A 15,619-nucleotide genomic window follows, 5' to 3' on the forward strand; every position below is an offset into this window, starting at 1 on the left:
CCACCGCGGCACGCCCGCGCTGATAACGACCGCGATATCCATGGAAAAGGGACGGACGCGCGTGGACCTGTTCGAGTACCAGGCGAGGGACCTCTTCGCCAAGCACGGTGTACCGGTGCTGGCCGGTGAAGTCATCGACACGCCTGAGGCGGCGCGCGAGGTGGCCGAGCGACTGGGCGGCCGCGCGGTCGTCAAGGCGCAGGTCAAGGTCGGTGGTCGCGGCAAGGCGGGCGGCGTCAAGCTGGCCTCCGACCCGGCCGACGCCGTCGAGAAGGCGACCCAGATCCTGGGTATGGACATCAAGGGCCACACGGTCCACAAGGTGATGCTCGCCCAGACCGCGGACATCAAGGAGGAGTACTACGTCTCCTTCCTGCTGGACCGCACCAACCGCACCTTCCTCGCCATGGCCTCCGTCGAGGGCGGCGTGGAGATCGAGGTCGTCGCGGAGCAGAACCCCGACGCGCTCGCCAAGATCCCGGTGGACGCGATCGAGGGTGTGACCCCCGAGAAGGCCGCCGAGATCGTCGCCGCCGCGAAGTTCCCGGCCGAGATCGCCGACCAGGTGGCGGACGTCCTCCAGAAGCTGTGGACCGTCTTCATCAAGGAAGACGCCCTGCTCGTCGAGGTCAACCCGCTCGTCAAGACCGGTGACGGCAAGATCATCGCGCTGGACGGCAAGGTGACGCTGGACGCCAACGCCGAGTTCCGCCAGCCGGAGCACGCGGCGCTCGAGGACAAGGCCGCGGCCAACCCCCTCGAGGCGGCCGCCAAGGCCAAGGGCCTCAACTACGTCAAGCTCGACGGCGAGGTCGGCATCATCGGCAACGGCGCGGGTCTGGTCATGTCGACCCTCGACGTCGTCGCGTACGCCGGTGAGAACCACGGCAACGTGAAGCCCGCCAACTTCCTCGACATCGGTGGTGGCGCCTCCGCCGAGGTGATGGCCAACGGTCTTGAGATCATCCTGGGCGACCCGGACGTCAAGTCCGTCTTCGTCAACGTCTTCGGCGGGATCACCGCCTGCGACGCCGTCGCCAATGGCATCGTCCAGGCCCTGGAGCTGCTGAAGTCCAAGGGCGAGGACGTCAGCAAGCCGCTCGTCGTGCGTCTCGACGGCAACAACGCGGAGCTGGGTCGCAAGATCCTCACCGACGCCAACCACCCGCTCGTTCAGCAGGTGGACACCATGGACGGCGCGGCCGAGCGCGCCGCCGAGCTGGCTGCGAAGTAAGGGACGAGGTCACCAGAAACCATGGCTATCTTCCTCACCAAGGAAAGCAAGGTCATCGTCCAGGGGATGACCGGGTCCGAGGGGCAGAAGCACACCCGTCGGATGCTCGCCTCGGGCACCAACATCGTCGGTGGCGTGAACCCGCGCAAGGCCGGCACCAGCGTTGACTTCGACGGCACCGAGGTTCCGGTCTTCGGCTCGGTCAAGGAGGCCATCGAGGCCACCGGCGCCGACGTCACGGTCATCTTCGTCCCGGAGAAGTTCACCAAGAGCGCGGTCATCGAGGCGATCGATGCCGAGATCCCGCTCGCCGTGGTGATCACCGAGGGCATCGCCGTGCACGACTCGGCGAACTTCTGGGCCTACGCCGGCCAGAAGGGCAACAAGACCCGCATCATCGGCCCGAACTGCCCGGGTCTGATCACGCCGGGTCAGTCGAACGCGGGCATCATCCCGGCCGACATCACCAAGCCCGGCCGGATCGGTCTGGTGTCGAAGTCCGGCACGCTGACCTACCAGATGATGTACGAGCTGCGGGACATCGGCTTCTCGTCCTGCGTCGGCATCGGCGGTGACCCGGTCATCGGCACCACCCACATCGACGCGCTGGCCGCCTTCGAGGCCGACCCCGACACCGACCTGATCGTGATGATCGGCGAGATCGGCGGCGACGCCGAGGAGCGGGCCGCGGACTTCATCAAGGCCAACGTCACCAAGCCGGTCGTCGGCTACGTGGCGGGCTTCACCGCGCCCGAGGGCAAGACCATGGGCCACGCCGGTGCGATCGTGTCCGGTTCCTCCGGCACCGCCCAGGCGAAGAAGGAGGCCCTGGAGGCCGCGGGCGTGAAGGTCGGCAAGACCCCGACCGAGACCGCCGGTCTGGCGCGCGCCGCGCTGGCCGGCTGACGCCACCGCCTCACGCAGGCGCGGGCCCGTACCCCCGGATGGGTGGTACGGGCCCGCGCCTTTTGCGCTCACGGGCCGCTTCCTTGGCCGTGGGACGCCGCTCCACAAAAGGTACATAAGCCGATTAGGTCCGACACGCGATTAATCGCTTGATGTGCGGATGAAACGACTGTTATTGGCAGCATGGGCCCGTGACCCAAACGACCGATCGCAGTCCATCGGTGTCCTCACGCGGCAGCGCCGGGCTCCAGCACCCCTCCGTCGCCAGGGAAGCGTTCCTCGGCGGCGTGGTGGCCGCGGGGCTCGGGCTGGGCACGCTCGCCGTCGTCGTCCTGCTGCTGTGGATCACCTCCTCGTCCCCTGAGAGCAGCCCCGACGGGGCGCTGCACATCGCCGCCGACCTATGGCTCCTCGGGCACGGCGCCGACCTGGTACGGACCGACACGCTGGCCGGGCATCCGGCGCCCGTCGGGCTGACCCCGCTGCTCATCAGCGCGCTGCCCTGCTGGCTGCTCTACCGCGCCGCGCAGCACGCGGTCTACGAGGGCCAGGCGGAGGAGGCCGAGGGCCAGTGGGTGCCCGAGGACTCCGTCGTCGACCCCCGTATCGTCTTCGGCTGGGTGACGGGCGGCTATCTGCTCGTCGGCACGGCGGCCGTGGTGTACGCCACGGCCGGGCCGCTGCACATCGACCCGCTCAGCGCCGCGTGGCATCTGCCACTCGTCGCCGCGACCGTCGCCGCCCTCGGCGTATGGGTGACCGACGGCCGGTTCCCGGTACGGCTGCCCGCGCGGACGAAGGCCGCGCTGGACCGGATCCCCGGCGCCCCCCGGCTGGCGGCGGGCGTCGTCACCCGCGCGTCGTGGCTGCGCGGAAGCTGGTGCCGACGGCGGCGGCTGCTCGCCGCGTGCCGCGCCGGGGCCAGCGGGCTCCTGGTGCTGCTCGGCAGCGGCGCCCTGCTCACCGCGGTCTCGATGCTGAGCCACACCGGCTCCGTTCAGCTGGCGTTCCTCCAGCTCAGCAACGTATGGCAGGGCCGCTTCGCGGTGCTGCTGATCAGCCTGGCGCTGCTGCCGAACGCCATCGTGTGGGGCGCGGCGTACGGCATCGGCGCCGGTTTCACGGCCGGCGGCGGCAATGTGGTCGCCCCGCTCGGCGTCACCTCCTACCCTCAGCTGCCGCACTTCCCCCTGGTCTCGGCGCTGCCCGCACAAGGCCCGCACTGGCCGCTGAACTGGCTGATCGGGGTCCTGGCGGGGGTGTCGGTGGCGTGGCTGACGGCGGTCGCGGCGGCCCGGCGGCCCGGCAGGGGCGCGCCCCGGCCCGCGTGGGGCTGGGGTGAGACCGCGGTGCTGGCGGCGCTCGCGGCGATCGGCTGCGCGGCCGTGATGGCGCTGCTGGCCGCCCTATCGGGCGGGCCGCTGGGCGTGGGCATCCTCGCGGACCTCGGCCCCGACTGGTGGCGCACCGGTATGGCCACGCTCACCTGGACCGGGCCGATCGCGGTGCCCGGCGCGCTGGTGGTGCGCTGGGTGCGGCTGTACGTCCCCTCCCGGGCGACCTGGGCGGAGTGGAAGGCGGCCCGTGCGGCGAAGGCCCGGGCCCGGGCGGAGGCGCGGGCGAAGCAGCGGGCGGTCCGCGAGGAGGCGCTGGCCCGGGTCGCGCTGGAGCCGAAGCCGGAGCCGCAGGCCGAGCCGATCGACCTGCGGAAGGCCATGGCCGAGCCCTGGTGGCAGTGGCTGAAGCCGGGCCCGCGCCGGGGCGGCAAGCGGAAGCGCGAGCCGGAGCGCGCCCCGGACCCGGCGACGAGCCCGGGCCTCGGCTCCGGGGTCGGCACCGGCATGGGGGCGGGCACCATGGCCGACTTCATGGGCGGCATGGTGGGCGCGACCGGATCGATGGGGCAGCTGGGCCCGATGGGCCGGGTGGACCCGTTGACGCCGCCTCCGCACCGGAAGCCGGACGGCCCGGAGGAGACCTCGTAGGCCGAGCCGCCGTGAGCCGGGGCGCCGCACCGAGTCCGGGGCGGCGCCCCGCGGCGCGCTGTCGCTTTGTGCTGTGCTGTGAGCCGGTGCGGCTATTCGCCGGTGCTCAGGAGGGGCCGCAGCTCCTTGGGCAGCTCGGTCTCGCAGGCGTGCCGCGAGGTCTGGGTGAGGGCGTCGTTCACGCAGGTGTAGTAGTCCTTGTAGACGATCTGGAAGCTGAACGTCGCCGCCACGATGGCGAGCGCGAGCCCGCCCGTCACCAGACCGCTGATCGCCGCCGTCGACTGCGGCTTCGACGAGCCGGAGCCCGAGCCGGGCGCGGGCAGCCGGGCCGGAGTGGCGCCGGGCGGCGGGGGCGGGGCGTCCCGCGGCGCGTTCGCCGGGCCGCTGACCGCCGCGGACGTGGCCGTCGCGGTACGGCGCGGCTTGGCCCGTAGCGAGCTGATGCCCCAGTACAGGGCGAGCACGCCGAGCAGCAGCGCGATCTGCGCCAGGCTGAACAGGGCGAAGAAGAAGGCCCACATGCCCGCCAGCAGTGCGTACCGGGCGCGCCGCTGGGCCGGGTCGGTGGGGTCCCAGCCGCGCGGACCGGCCGGTCCGCCGCCCTGGCCGCCGGGTCCGGGCGGGCGGTTGCCGCCGGTGCCGGGGCCGCTGCCGAAGCCGCCGCCCTGGCGGCCGGGCTGGCGGCTGCTCCACTGGCTGCCCCACGCCGGGGGCTGCTGCCGCTGATCGTCCTGGGAGCCCCGCCCGGCGCCGTTCTCGTCGCCGTCTCCGCCGCCGCTGCCCTCACTGCCCTCGTCGGGCCGGTGCCGGGGCTGCCAGGGCTGGTCGGGCCTGCCCTCGGGCGGCGGCGCGAACGGATTGTCCTCGTGCCGGTCCTCGCCGTGCCGGTCCCCGGGGTCGTGGTGGTCCCCGGGCGAGGCGGAGGAGGACGAGGGGGACGAGGAGGACGACGGTGAGTGCTGCTCGCGCAGCAGCGGCGTCGTACGCGACGTGCGGGCGCGCCTCATCGCCGCCCCCCGGTGCGGGTGGGGGTCGGAGTGGGGCGAGGTGCCGCGCGGCGGCGTCGGTCCGGCATCTGGAATGTGTCTTCCCCTTGTGTCGTCGTCCTGCACACCCGGTCCGGGTACGGCTCCTGCCGCACGGCTCGGCCGGGACGGGCGCGACGGTCTTTCCCACGGCATCAGTTGGATTCGCAGTCCAGACGCTACCTCCCGTGCCCGCCCCCGTCCCCGGGGGGCCGCTTCGTGTGCCGGTATCGTTGCTGACGGTCGACGGCTTCGTAGAGTTCCCCGAATTCCACGGGCCATGACCTTGTACGACCACACAAACGGCAGCACCGCCCGCGAGAAAGAGCCCCGCCGTGGCCTCCCCGCCCCTCCCCGCCCGTTCCGGGTCCCCTGCCCGCCTCGTCGTTCTCGTCTCCGGCTCCGGTACGAACCTGCAGGCGCTCCTCGACGCCATCGCCGACGAGGGCGCCGCGGCGTACGGCGCCCAGGTCGTGGCCGTCGGCGCCGACCGCGGCGACATCGCCGGTCTGGAGCGCGCCGAGCGCGCCGGCATCCCCACCTTCGTCTGCCGCGTCAAGGACTACGCGAGCCGCGCCGAGTGGGACGCGGCGCTGGCGCGGGAGACGGCCGCGTACGCACCGGACCTGGTGGTCTCGGCGGGGTTCATGAAGATCCTGGGCAAGGAGTTCCTGGCCCGTTTCGGCGGCCGGTGTGTCAACACCCACCCGGCCCTGCTGCCCAGCTTTCCCGGTGCCCACGGGGTGCGCGACGCGCTCGCGTACGGCGTGAGGGCGACCGGGTGCACCGTCCACTTCGTCGACGACGGCGTCGACACCGGCCCGATCATCGCCCAGGGCGTGGTCGAGGTACGGGACGAGGACGACGAGTCCGCTCTGCACGAGCGGATCAAGGAAGTCGAGCGTTCGCTGCTCGTCGAGGTCGTGGGGCGTCTGGCGCGTCACGGCTACCGCATTGAGGGACGAAAGGTAAGGATCCCGTGACCGCCGAAGGTACGAAGCGGCCCATCCGCCGCGCGCTGGTCAGCGTGTACGACAAGACGGGTCTTGAGGAGCTGGCCCAAGGGCTGCACGCGGCGGGTGTCCAGCTCGTCTCGACCGGCTCGACGGCCGCGAAGATCGCGGCGGCGGGCGTTCCGGTGACCAGGGTCGAGGAGCTGACCGGCTTCCCGGAGTGTCTGGACGGCCGTGTCAAGACCCTGCACCCGCGCGTCCACGCGGGCATCCTCGCCGACCAGCGCCTCGACGCGCACCGCGATCAGCTCGCCGAGCTGGGCGTCGAGCCGTTCGAGCTGGTCGTCGTGAACCTCTACCCGTTCCGCGAGACGGTCGCCTCGGGCGCCTCACCCGACGAGTGCGTCGAGCAGATCGACATCGGCGGCCCGTCGATGGTCCGCGCCGCCGCCAAGAACCACCCCTCCGTGGCGGTCGTCGTCAACCCGGCCGCCTACGGGGACGTCCTCAAGGCCGCCGCCGACGGCGGCTTCGACCTGGAGCGGCGCAAGCGCCTCGCGGCCGAGGCGTTCCAGCACACCGCGGCGTACGACGTGGCGGTGGCCAACTGGTTCGCCGAGGGCTACGCGGCCGACGAGGGCGAGTGGCCGGACTTCACCGGCGCGACCTTCACCCGGAAGCAGGTCCTGCGCTACGGCGAGAACCCGCACCAGCCCGCCGCGCTCTACAGCGACGGCAGCGGCACGGGCCTCGCGCACGCGGAGCAGCTGCACGGCAAGGAGATGTCGTACAACAACTACGTCGACACCGAGGCCGCCCGGCGCGCCGCCCACGACCACACCGACCCGTGCGTCGCGATCATCAAGCACGCCAACCCCTGCGGGATCGCGACCGGCGCGGACGTCGCCGAAGCGCACCGCAAGGCGCACGCGTGTGACCCGCTGTCGGCGTTCGGCGGCGTGATCGCCGTCAACCGTCCCGTGACGGTCGCCATGGCGGAGCAGGTCGCCGAGATCTTCACCGAGGTCATCGTCGCCCCCGCGTACGAGGACGGCGCGGTCGAGGTGCTGGCCCGCAAGAAGAACATCCGCGTGCTGCGCTGTGTCGACGCCCCCGCGGCCGCCACCGAGCAGCGCCCCATCGAGGGCGGCACGCTGGTCCAGGCGAAGGACCGGTTCCAGGCCGAGGGCGACGACCCGGCCCACTGGACCCTGGCGACCGGTGAGGCGCTGGACGCCGACGGCCTCGCCGAGCTGGCCTTCGCCTGGCGTGCCTGCCGGGCGGTCAAGTCCAACGCGATCCTGCTCGCCAAGGACAACGCCACGGTCGGCGTCGGCATGGGCCAGGTCAACCGCGTCGACTCGGCGAAGCTGGCCGTGGCCCGGGCGGGCGAGGAGCGGGCGGCCGGTTCGTACGCCGCCTCCGACGCCTTCTTCCCGTTCCCGGACGGCTTCGAGGTGCTGGCCGAGGCGGGCGTCAAGGCCGTGGTGCAGCCGGGCGGCTCGGTCCGCGACGAGCAGGTCGTCGAGGCGGCCGAGAAGGCGGGCGTGACCATGTACTTCACCGGTACGCGGCACTTCTTCCACTGAGCCGCCCCACGCGACGTGACGACCCGGAGGCCGCACCCCGAGACCCTGGGGTGCGGCCTCCGCCGCCCACCCCCCGCTCCGTGCCCCCGGAGGGCCCTGAGTGGAATCGATGTCCCCGCATCCGGGAGGATGAAGCCATGACCGCCCAGATTCTCGATGGCAAGGCAACCGCCGCCGCGATCAAGTCCGATCTCGTCAGCCGCGTGGAGGCGCTGAAGGCCAAGGGCGTCCATCCCGGCCTCGGAACCCTGCTCGTCGGCGACGACCCGGGCAGCAAGTGGTACGTCGCGGGCAAGCACCGCGACTGCGCGCAGGTGGGCATCGCCTCCATCCGCCGCGACCTGCCCGACACCGCCACCCAGGAGGAGATCGAGGCGGCGGTCCGCGAGCTGAACGAGGACCCGTCCTGCACGGGCTACATCGTCCAGCTGCCGCTGCCCAAGGGCATCGACACCAACCGGGTGCTGGAGCTGATCGACCCGGCCAAGGACGCCGACGGGCTGCACCCGATGAGCCTCGGCAAGCTGGTGCTGAACGAGACCGCGCCGCTGCCGTGCACCCCGCAGGGCATCATCCAGCTGCTGCGCCACCACGGTGTGGAGATCAATGGCGCGCATGTGGTGGTCGTCGGCCGTGGCATCACCGTGGGCCGGTCGATCGGGTTGCTGCTCACCCGCCGCTCCGAGAACGCGACGGTCACCCTGTGCCACACCGGCACCCGCGACCTGTCCGCGCAACTGCGCCAGGCCGACATCATCGTGGCCGCCGCCGGGGTGCGGCACCTGGTGAAGGCGGAGGACGTCAAGCCGGGCGCCGCGGTGCTCGACGTGGGCGTCAGCCGGGACGAGCACGGCAAGATCGCCGGGGATGTGCACCCCGATGTGGCCGAGGTCGCGGCCTGGATCTCGCCGAACCCGGGCGGTGTCGGCCCGATGACGCGCGCTCAGCTGCTGGTCAACGTCGTGGAGGCGGCGGAGCGGGACGCGAAGGCGGCCGCCGACGGCGGTGCCGGTCATGACGGCTGAGGCGAGCGGAGAGCCCGCGGCCGGAACGCCCGGGTCCGGTCAGGAGACCGCTCATCAGAAGACGGCCGATCAGGAGTCGGCCGATCAGAAGACGGCCGATCAGGAGTCGGCCGATCAGGCCCCGGCGGCCGGTCGGGCCCCGGCGGGCAAGCCGACGGTCGGGGAGCTGCCCGGGCTGCTGCTCCGCAAGTCCCGCCGCTTCCCGCTGATCACCCGGGACACCGCGCGTCCGCAGGGCGGCGGCCGGGCCGCGCCCGGCAGCGCCCCGGCGACCGCCCGGCAGTGGCCGTTCCTGGCGGTGGTGGGCGGCGTCGCGCTGGGGCTGCTGATCGTCGCGCTGGACGGATTCCGGCTGGGCACGGCGCTGATCGGGCTGTCCCTGCTGGGGGGCGCGGCGCTGCGGTGGGCGCTGCCGGAGGTCGGGATGCTCGCCGTACGGTCGCGCTTCACCGACCTGCTGACGTACGGCGGGCTCGGCGCGGTGATCGTGCTGCTGTCGCTGATGGTCCAGCCGGACCCCTGGATCAAGCTCCCGTTCCTCCAGGACGTGGTGCACTTCACGGTCCGCTAGTCCGCGCACTCCGCGCGCCCTCCGCGCGGCCGCCAACCGAACGGCGGCCCGTCCTCACCCCCCCCGCGGGAGGACGGGCCGCCGTTGGCTTGTTCGCGTCCCTCCCGCGCCCCGGCGGCGGTCCGCCCTCTCCCCCGAAGAAGGACGGACCGCCTGGTGATCAGGGTTGTGTGTCAGCTGTGCGGGATCAATGGACGTCGACGGCCTGTGGCTCGGAAGTGACCGTTCCGCAACGAGGTATCGGCTGCGCAACGACGAGCGGACGCGGCGGAGGTGCGGTCCCGGGCCCGAAATTCTCCGATGCGCCCCCGGCGGAGGAGCTGACCTCCTGGGGCAAGGCATCTCTTCGGGTAGTCAGATCGACGCCCGGGGCGCCGGCAGAGGGACCGGAACAAGGGGAACCACCAGGTACGTACGGGGGGACAGGGGGAGGCACATGCCTCGTTGGAGGGACTTGCCCGAGGAACTCGACCCCCAGGTGCGGGAGTTCACCGGGCAATTACGCGGACTCGTCGATCACAGCGGGATGAGCGTCGTGGCCACCGCCGACCGCACGGGCTACAGCAAGACCTCCTGGGAGCGCTACCTCGGCGGCAGACTCCTGCCGCCGCAGGGCGCGGTGGAGGCGCTGGCCGAGGCCACGGGGGCGGACGCGGATCACCTCGGCACCCTGTGGGAGCTGGCGGAGCGGGCCTGGAGCCGTGCCGAGGTGCGGCAGGACACCCCGCGGGGCGCTCCGTAGGGCCACGGGACCCGGGCACGGCTCAGGGCGCGCCCAGGGTGTCCCTCAGGGGTGAGCGGCCGGTGCGCCGGCCCCGCCGCGGATCCGTCCGGGGGAATTTTCGGACCGGGGGGAATGACCCCGGGGAATCGGGGCATGCGCAGGCCGAGCCCCCCACGGGTGCGGCACCGGGCGGCCGCCTGTACTCCCCCTCCTGACAGGCGGCCGCCGGGGCGTGCCAGTGAGCTGCGACACAGAGGCCCGGGGATGCGAGCGCGGCGCCGTCGGATAGCCTGACGCCGGTATCTCGACACCAAGAGATCTCGGACAACACAGCGCAGGAGACCGCCATGACTCGCACTCCCGTCAATGTCACCGTCACCGGCGCGGCCGGCCAGATCGGCTACGCGCTGCTCTTCCGCATCGCCTCCGGTCAGCTCCTCGGCGCGGATGTGCCGGTCAAACTGCGACTTCTGGAGATTCCCCAGGGGCTGAAGGCCGCCGAGGGCACCGCGATGGAGCTGGACGACTGCGCGTTCCCGCTGCTGCGCGGCGTGGACATCTCCGACGACCCGAACGTCGCCTTCGACGGCGCCAACGTCGCGCTGCTGGTCGGCGCCCGCCCGCGCACCAAGGGCATGGAGCGCGGTGACCTGCTGGAGGCCAACGGCGGCATCTTCAAGCCGCAGGGCAAGGCCATCAACGACCACGCGGCGGACGACATCAAGGTCCTGGTCGTCGGTAACCCGGCCAACACCAACGCCCTGATCGCCCAGGCCGCCGCCCCGGACGTACCGGGCGACCGCTTCACCGCGATGACGCGCCTGGACCACAACCGCGCGCTGTCGCAGCTCGCCCAGAAGACCGGGGTGCCGGTCGGCGAGATCAAGAAGCTCACGATCTGGGGCAACCACTCCGCCACCCAGTACCCGGACGTCTTCCACGCCGAGGTCGCGGGCAAGAACGCCGCCGAGGTCGTCAACGACGAGCAGTGGCTGGCCGACACCTTCATCCCGACCGTCGCCAAGCGCGGCGCCGCGATCATCGAGGCCCGGGGCGCGTCCTCGGCCGCCTCCGCCGCCAACGCCGCCATCGACCACGTCCACACCTGGGTCAACGGCACCGCGGCGGGCGACTGGACCTCCATGGGCATCCCGTCGGACGGCTCGTACGGCGTCCCGGAGGGCCTGATCTCGTCGTTCCCGGTCACCACCAAGGACGGCAAGTACGAGATCGTCCAGGGACTGGAGATCAACGACTTCTCCCGCACCCGCATCGACGCGTCGGTGAAGGAGCTGGAGGAGGAGCGCGAGGCCGTGCGCGGTCTGGGCCTCATCTGACGCGCCACCGCACCTTCCGAAGGGTCACCCTCCGTTATTCACTCCGGAGAGTGACCCTTTGGCTATTCGCTGTCCTTGCGCCCCACCTTCTCCTACCGTAAGAGGGGTTGACGCCGGCCTCGGGGGGAGAGCATGGGCTCAGGCAGTCGCAGTGATCACGTTTCCAGTCACGCAGCCAGTGAGGCCACGCGTTTGCTGTGCGCGGGGGCGTATCTGGACGACGACTTCCGGGACGCGGTCGTGGACGAGCTGTTGGTCCACGAGGAGCGCGTGGTGGCGCCGTCGCTGGGCATCGACGCCTCCAGGGTGCTCGCCCACGCGCTGCGCGCCCGTCGTCTGGAGGCGGGCTGGATCCTGCTGTTGATCGGGCTCTGGCTGCTGCACGCGCTGCTGGCCAAGGGCTTCTTCCCCGTCTTCCTGCTGTCCTGCGGGCTGTTGCTGCTGGCGACGTGGGCCAGGGGCGGCGCCTCGGGCCCCTTCCGCGCCGACTATCCGGGCTCCGACGGGATCGCGCCCGCCCGGAGGCGGCTGGCCGCCGTCCTGCGGGTGGCCGGAGTGCTGCTGCTGGTCGCGTATGTGATCTCCGCGCTGGAGCTGGTCCTCGGGGACGAGCCGGATCCGAGCGCACTGGAGAGCGACGTGCTGCGGGGGCTGACGGCGGGGGCGGGCGCCGGTGCCGCCTGGGCCGCGCTGCTGATCCCCGCCGCGATGGCCGCGGCGGTCGCCCTGCACCGCGAGCATGTGGCACGGGTGCTGTCCACCGACCTCGATCCGCGGACCTTCGCCGCTCCCGACGACGACCCGGCCGAGCGCTCCGGCAGTGCCCGCCTGCGGCGGGTGCGGGAGCTGATCCGGCGCGAGCAGCACGCGCCCGTGATCCTTTACCACGATCAGCACCCCTTTCTCGGGGCGGGCACCGCGCACGCCACCTGGACACTCGCGGTCGAGCTGCGGCCGCGCGAGGGCCGCACGGCGGTGCCGCTGGACAACCGGGTGATCCTGGAGCGGATCCGGCCGCTGGTGGAGAATCTGCGCACCCCGTCCGCCCGGCCCCCGGCCCGGGACCCCGCCCGGAGCGCCTCGGTGCCGAGGCAGTCGGTCGAGGTCCGCGACCGGCTGCGCGGTCTGGAGCTGGACGAGTGCGTGTTCGTGAAGGCCACCGGGTTGCGCAGCCGCTCCCTCGCGCCGCACGGCGAGGCGCACTTCGAGCGGGAGCGGGCCGAGGCGGTCGAGGAGGGCGGCGAGGTCCGGCGGCACTTCCTGCGCATCCGGGTCGGTGCCTGGCAGGAGGAGGTCGTCACCACCGTCTTCGTCCGGGTGCACACCCAAGGCGGCATGCTGATGGTGGAGTTCGCACCCCATGTGCTGCGCCCGATCCGCCCGGACTTCCGCGCGATCGACCGGCTCACCGACTCCCACCGCCGCGGCGGACTGCCGGGCAAGGTGCTGTGGGCGCTGGCCCGGACGCCCACGGCCGCCGGCCGCGTGCTGATCCACGGCTTCCGGATGATCGCCTTCTTCCTGCGGATGTACACGGGCGCCTATGCCGCGGCCATCCCCGACGGGCCCTGGAGATCCGTGCGCGAGCTGGGCAGCGACGGCAGCGCCTCGCTCTTCCAGGAGATGGACGTCAGCCGCTATCTGAAGAGCGTCGAGGACCGGGTGGCCAACGGGGTGCGGCAGGCGCTGGACGAAGCCGGATGGGAGACCGGCGAGTTCGAGCAGAAGATCATCAACGTGAGCGGTGGCGGCATCTTCATCGAGTCCGCGCAGGACAGCGCCATCACCGTCGGCGACCACAACACGGTCAGCAATACCAGGGGCAACGGAGGGGGAGGCGGCCATGGCGACGGCTGAGCGGGACGAGGCACAGGGCGAGGCACGGGACCAGGAAAGCGGCGCGGGCGCGGCCGGAGGCCCGGGCGGGCGGCGGTTCGGGGACATCCGCATCGGCAATGTGCGCGGCGGGGTCGTCGGCATCGGCGACCACAACCACATCGTGAACGGGCCGCAGGGCGGCACCGGCTGCGACCCGGCGTTCGAGGAGTTGCTGAGCGCCGTCCGGCAGCTCTCCGCCGACCTGGAGCGACTGGTGGCCAGCCCCGAGGTCAGCGCGCTGTCGGACGAACTGGCCGGCACCCAGGACGAGATCCAGCGCACCGGCCGGGCCGGTGCGGGCCGGCTCGCCCGGCTCCGGGCGCTGCTGCAGGACGCCGGGGCCGGTATCGGCATGCTGGCGTCGGGCGTTGCCGTCGGCCAGGCGGTCGGCGCGCTGCTGGGCGGCTGAGATGAGCGCGCCGAGCGACGAGCGCGGCCCGCACTGGGACGAGGCCGCGCAGCGCTGGGTGGGGGAGGGCGCCGAGCCGCCCGCCCCGGGCAGACGGCCGCCGAGTCCGCACCGGGGGCCGGTGCTGCTCGTGGTGCTGGCCGTCGTGCTCATCGGCGGCATCGGCGTCGGCACCTGGCATCTGCTGTCGGGCAGCGGTGACGACACGGCGCAGGGCGACAGCGGCCCCAGCGCGACCTCGTCCGGCTGGGACGGCGGCTCGCCGTCGCCGTCCGATGGCGTGCCGTCGTCGGCGGAGCCGTCCGCCTCGCCGTCCGATTCGGTCGCCGCGGGCAGCGGGCCACCGCAGGGGTATGAGCGCACCACGGATCCGGAGGGGTTCAGGCTGGACGTCCCGGTGGGCTGGCAGCGCGTCAAGCGCGATACGGGCGTCTTCTACGAGTCGTCCGACGCGAGCCGGCTGATCCAGGTCTTCGCCCTGACCAGCCCTCAGGTCACCCCGTACGAGGCGCTGAAGCAGGCCGAGACCAGCCTCAAGAAGAACCCCCACTACAAGCGGTACGGGCTGAAGCGGCTCGGCCCGGGCGACGGCGCGGACGCGGAGCTGGAGTACGGCTATCGCAGCCCGAAGTACGGTCCGCGCCGCGTCCTCGACCGTGCGTTCACCGGGCCGGACGGGGTGCAGTACGCGGTGCTGGTGGCGGGCCCGTCCGATGAGTGGCCGCGTCAGGTGGAGCTGCAGCGCGTCGCGTTGGGCGCCTTCTGCCCCACCACGTACTGCCCGGCCACCTGAGCGGGGGCGGGATGGGCGTAGTGGGTACCCATATGTCGGCTAACGCGGTTAACTCTTCTTATCGGTAGAAGAATACGGTTTAGGGGGGCGGGCATGACTGACGGGGGCTCGGAGGGGCCGCGCGGGCCCGAGGAGCAGTGGGGCCCGGTGGAGTATCGGGGGTCGGTGGAGTATCGGGGACCGGGGGACACGCAGCAGTGGGAGACCCGCCAGTGGGACCTCGGTGAGGGCCCGGCGGCGCAGCCGGGCGATGCTCCCGGTACCGGGTCCGGCGTCGGATCGGGGGCCGGATCGGGGGCCGAGACACGGCGGGTGTTGCAGGCCGTGGCGGTCACGGTGTTCCTGACCGCCGGGATCGCGTTCTCCGGCTGGGTGGCGTTCGGCGGTGACGGGACGGCCCGCGACCAGGCGGGACCGCTGCCCTGGAACCGCGGGACCCCCGTGCCCTCGGCGACCGCGAAGGCCACGGCGCCCAGCGATGTCTATCCCGCGCCCGAGACCGGGGCGCCCACGGATCTGCCGTCGGGAGTGCCGAGCGCCGCTCCGTCCGGTCTGCCCTCGGCGGACCCGTCCGGGGCTGCGTCCGCCTCCCCGTCGGCGCTCCCGTCCCTGACGGGCTCCGCACCGCCCTCGGGGTTCAGCACCGCGCGGGACCCGAAGGGCTTCGACCTCGCCGTCCCCGACGGATGGCGGCGGACGGTGGAGGGCCCGAGCGTCTTCTACACCTCGCCCGACGACTCCACCCGGATCCAGGTGTTCGAGCTGCACGGTCCCGAGGCCACGCCGTACGAGTCGGCGCAGGAGGCCGAGCGGCTGGCGTCCCGCAGCCGCGACTACGAGCAGATCACCCTCGCCCAGCTCGGCGCGGCCGCCATGGACCCGGCCCAGCTGGAGTACACGTACCAGAGCAAGCAGTCCGGCGCCCGCCGCATACTCGACCGCCGCTTCGCCGCGCAGAACGGCACCATGTACGCGGTGCTGGTCATCGGCCCCGCCGGCGACCGGGCCGAGGAGCAGTCGCTCCACGACACCGTGCTGGAAACCTTCTGCCCCACCGCCTACTGCACCGCTTCGTAGCTCCCGCGCGCCCTCGCGCGTGAACCGGGCCACTTTCAAGGAAAAATCGCGCATACGTTTCGCACTTCCGGTAAGGGGTCCTTGTTGCTGGCGTGGCCAGCGGGAACGTT

Annotated in this window: 13 protein-coding genes and 1 pseudogene; 13 read left to right on the forward strand and 1 reads right to left on the reverse strand. The window is 72.5% G+C overall.

Features of this window, described 5'->3' with window-relative positions:
• Positions 1-61 precede the first annotated feature (61 nt).
• From sucC to ASC60_RS04450, 3 genes are all read left to right on the forward strand, one after another.
• Positions 62-1,234 (forward strand): ADP-forming succinate--CoA ligase subunit beta, encoded by a 1,173-nt coding sequence (gene sucC, locus ASC60_RS04440; protein WP_055546779.1) that lies wholly within the window; start codon positions 62-64, stop codon positions 1,232-1,234.
• Positions 1,235-1,255: 21 nt separating this feature from the next.
• Positions 1,256-2,140 (forward strand): succinate--CoA ligase subunit alpha, encoded by an 885-nt coding sequence (sucD, locus tag ASC60_RS04445; RefSeq protein WP_055546781.1) that lies wholly within the window; start codon positions 1,256-1,258, stop codon positions 2,138-2,140.
• 191 nt (positions 2,141-2,331) lie between these two features.
• Positions 2,332-4,125 (forward strand): DUF6350 family protein, encoded by a 1,794-nt coding sequence (locus ASC60_RS04450; protein ID WP_159043200.1) that lies wholly within the window; start codon positions 2,332-2,334, stop codon positions 4,123-4,125.
• A gap of 92 nt (positions 4,126-4,217) precedes the next feature.
• Here the strand turns inward: ASC60_RS04450 and ASC60_RS04455 are convergent, their stop codons facing one another.
• The gene (locus ASC60_RS04455; protein WP_055546785.1) at positions 4,218-5,135 is read right to left on the reverse strand and encodes a hypothetical protein; all 918 of its coding nucleotides are present in this window, start codon (positions 5,133-5,135) and stop codon (positions 4,218-4,220) included.
• A 353-nt stretch (positions 5,136-5,488) separates the two neighbouring features.
• Here ASC60_RS04455 and purN point away from each other — a divergent pair, with 353 nt between their 5' ends.
• The 10 genes and pseudogenes from purN (at position 5,489) to ASC60_RS04505 (ending at position 15,509) form a co-directional block, all read left to right on the forward strand.
• On the forward strand, positions 5,489-6,136 hold the full coding sequence (gene purN, locus ASC60_RS04460) for a phosphoribosylglycinamide formyltransferase (protein WP_055546787.1): 648 nt from the start codon (positions 5,489-5,491) through the stop codon (positions 6,134-6,136).
• Entirely contained in the window at positions 6,133-7,695 is a 1,563-nt protein-coding gene (purH, locus tag ASC60_RS04465) for a bifunctional phosphoribosylaminoimidazolecarboxamide formyltransferase/IMP cyclohydrolase (protein ID WP_055546789.1), read from the forward strand. Before purN ends, purH begins: the two co-directional genes overlap by 4 nt.
• Positions 7,696-7,832: 137 nt before the next feature.
• Complete coding sequence (locus ASC60_RS04470) at positions 7,833-8,720, forward strand: bifunctional methylenetetrahydrofolate dehydrogenase/methenyltetrahydrofolate cyclohydrolase (protein ID WP_055546791.1); 888 nt, start codon at positions 7,833-7,835, stop codon at positions 8,718-8,720.
• Positions 8,710-9,291, forward strand: a complete 582-nt coding sequence (locus tag ASC60_RS04475; RefSeq protein WP_234356773.1) for a DUF3017 domain-containing protein — start codon at positions 8,710-8,712, stop codon at positions 9,289-9,291. Before ASC60_RS04470 ends, ASC60_RS04475 begins: the two co-directional genes overlap by 11 nt.
• Positions 9,292-9,727: 436 nt before the next feature.
• Positions 9,728-10,012 (forward strand): annotated as a pseudogene (locus ASC60_RS04480) (helix-turn-helix domain-containing protein); the annotation flags it as partial.
• Between the two features lie 350 nt (positions 10,013-10,362).
• A complete protein-coding gene (locus ASC60_RS04485) occupies positions 10,363-11,352 on the forward strand; it encodes a malate dehydrogenase (RefSeq protein WP_055546794.1) in 990 nt (329 codons plus the stop codon).
• Between the two features lie 192 nt (positions 11,353-11,544).
• The gene (locus ASC60_RS04490) at positions 11,545-13,209 is read left to right on the forward strand and encodes a hypothetical protein (protein ID WP_234356774.1); all 1,665 of its coding nucleotides are present in this window, start codon (positions 11,545-11,547) and stop codon (positions 13,207-13,209) included.
• On the forward strand, positions 13,196-13,639 hold the full coding sequence (locus ASC60_RS04495) for a hypothetical protein (RefSeq protein WP_055546798.1): 444 nt from the start codon (positions 13,196-13,198) through the stop codon (positions 13,637-13,639). The genes ASC60_RS04490 and ASC60_RS04495 overlap by 14 nt, the downstream gene beginning before the upstream one ends.
• Before the next feature lies 1 nt (position 13,640).
• Complete coding sequence (locus ASC60_RS04500) at positions 13,641-14,432, forward strand: hypothetical protein (protein WP_234356775.1); 792 nt, start codon at positions 13,641-13,643, stop codon at positions 14,430-14,432.
• Positions 14,433-14,525: 93 nt separating this feature from the next.
• Positions 14,526-15,509 carry a serine/arginine repetitive matrix protein 2 gene (locus tag ASC60_RS04505; protein ID WP_234356776.1) on the forward strand — a complete coding sequence of 328 codons (984 nt, stop codon included), beginning with the start codon at positions 14,526-14,528 and terminating at the stop codon, positions 15,507-15,509.
• The last annotated feature ends 110 nt before the right edge of the window (positions 15,510-15,619 follow it).

Source organism: Streptomyces sp. NBRC 110028 (genome assembly GCF_001417735.1).
GTDB lineage: Bacteria > Actinomycetota > Actinomycetes > Streptomycetales > Streptomycetaceae > Streptomyces.

What these genes read in the sequence shown, in the direction of transcription:
- sucD (WP_055546781.1), top strand. Translation starts at nt 1,256, where the DNA reads ATGGCTATCTTCCTCACCAAGGAAAGCAAGGTCATCGTCCAGGGGATG.
- ASC60_RS04455 (WP_055546785.1), bottom strand. Translation starts at nt 5,135, where the DNA reads ATGAGGCGCGCCCGCACGTCGCGTACGACGCCGCTGCTGCGCGAGCAG.
- ASC60_RS04470 (WP_055546791.1), top strand. Translation starts at nt 7,833, where the DNA reads ATGACCGCCCAGATTCTCGATGGCAAGGCAACCGCCGCCGCGATCAAG.
- ASC60_RS04475 (WP_234356773.1), top strand. Translation starts at nt 8,710, where the DNA reads ATGACGGCTGAGGCGAGCGGAGAGCCCGCGGCCGGAACGCCCGGGTCC.
- ASC60_RS04485 (WP_055546794.1), top strand. Translation starts at nt 10,363, where the DNA reads ATGACTCGCACTCCCGTCAATGTCACCGTCACCGGCGCGGCCGGCCAG.
- ASC60_RS04495 (WP_055546798.1), top strand. Translation starts at nt 13,196, where the DNA reads ATGGCGACGGCTGAGCGGGACGAGGCACAGGGCGAGGCACGGGACCAG.
- ASC60_RS04500 (WP_234356775.1), top strand. Translation starts at nt 13,641, where the DNA reads ATGAGCGCGCCGAGCGACGAGCGCGGCCCGCACTGGGACGAGGCCGCG.
- ASC60_RS04505 (WP_234356776.1), top strand. Translation starts at nt 14,526, where the DNA reads ATGACTGACGGGGGCTCGGAGGGGCCGCGCGGGCCCGAGGAGCAGTGG.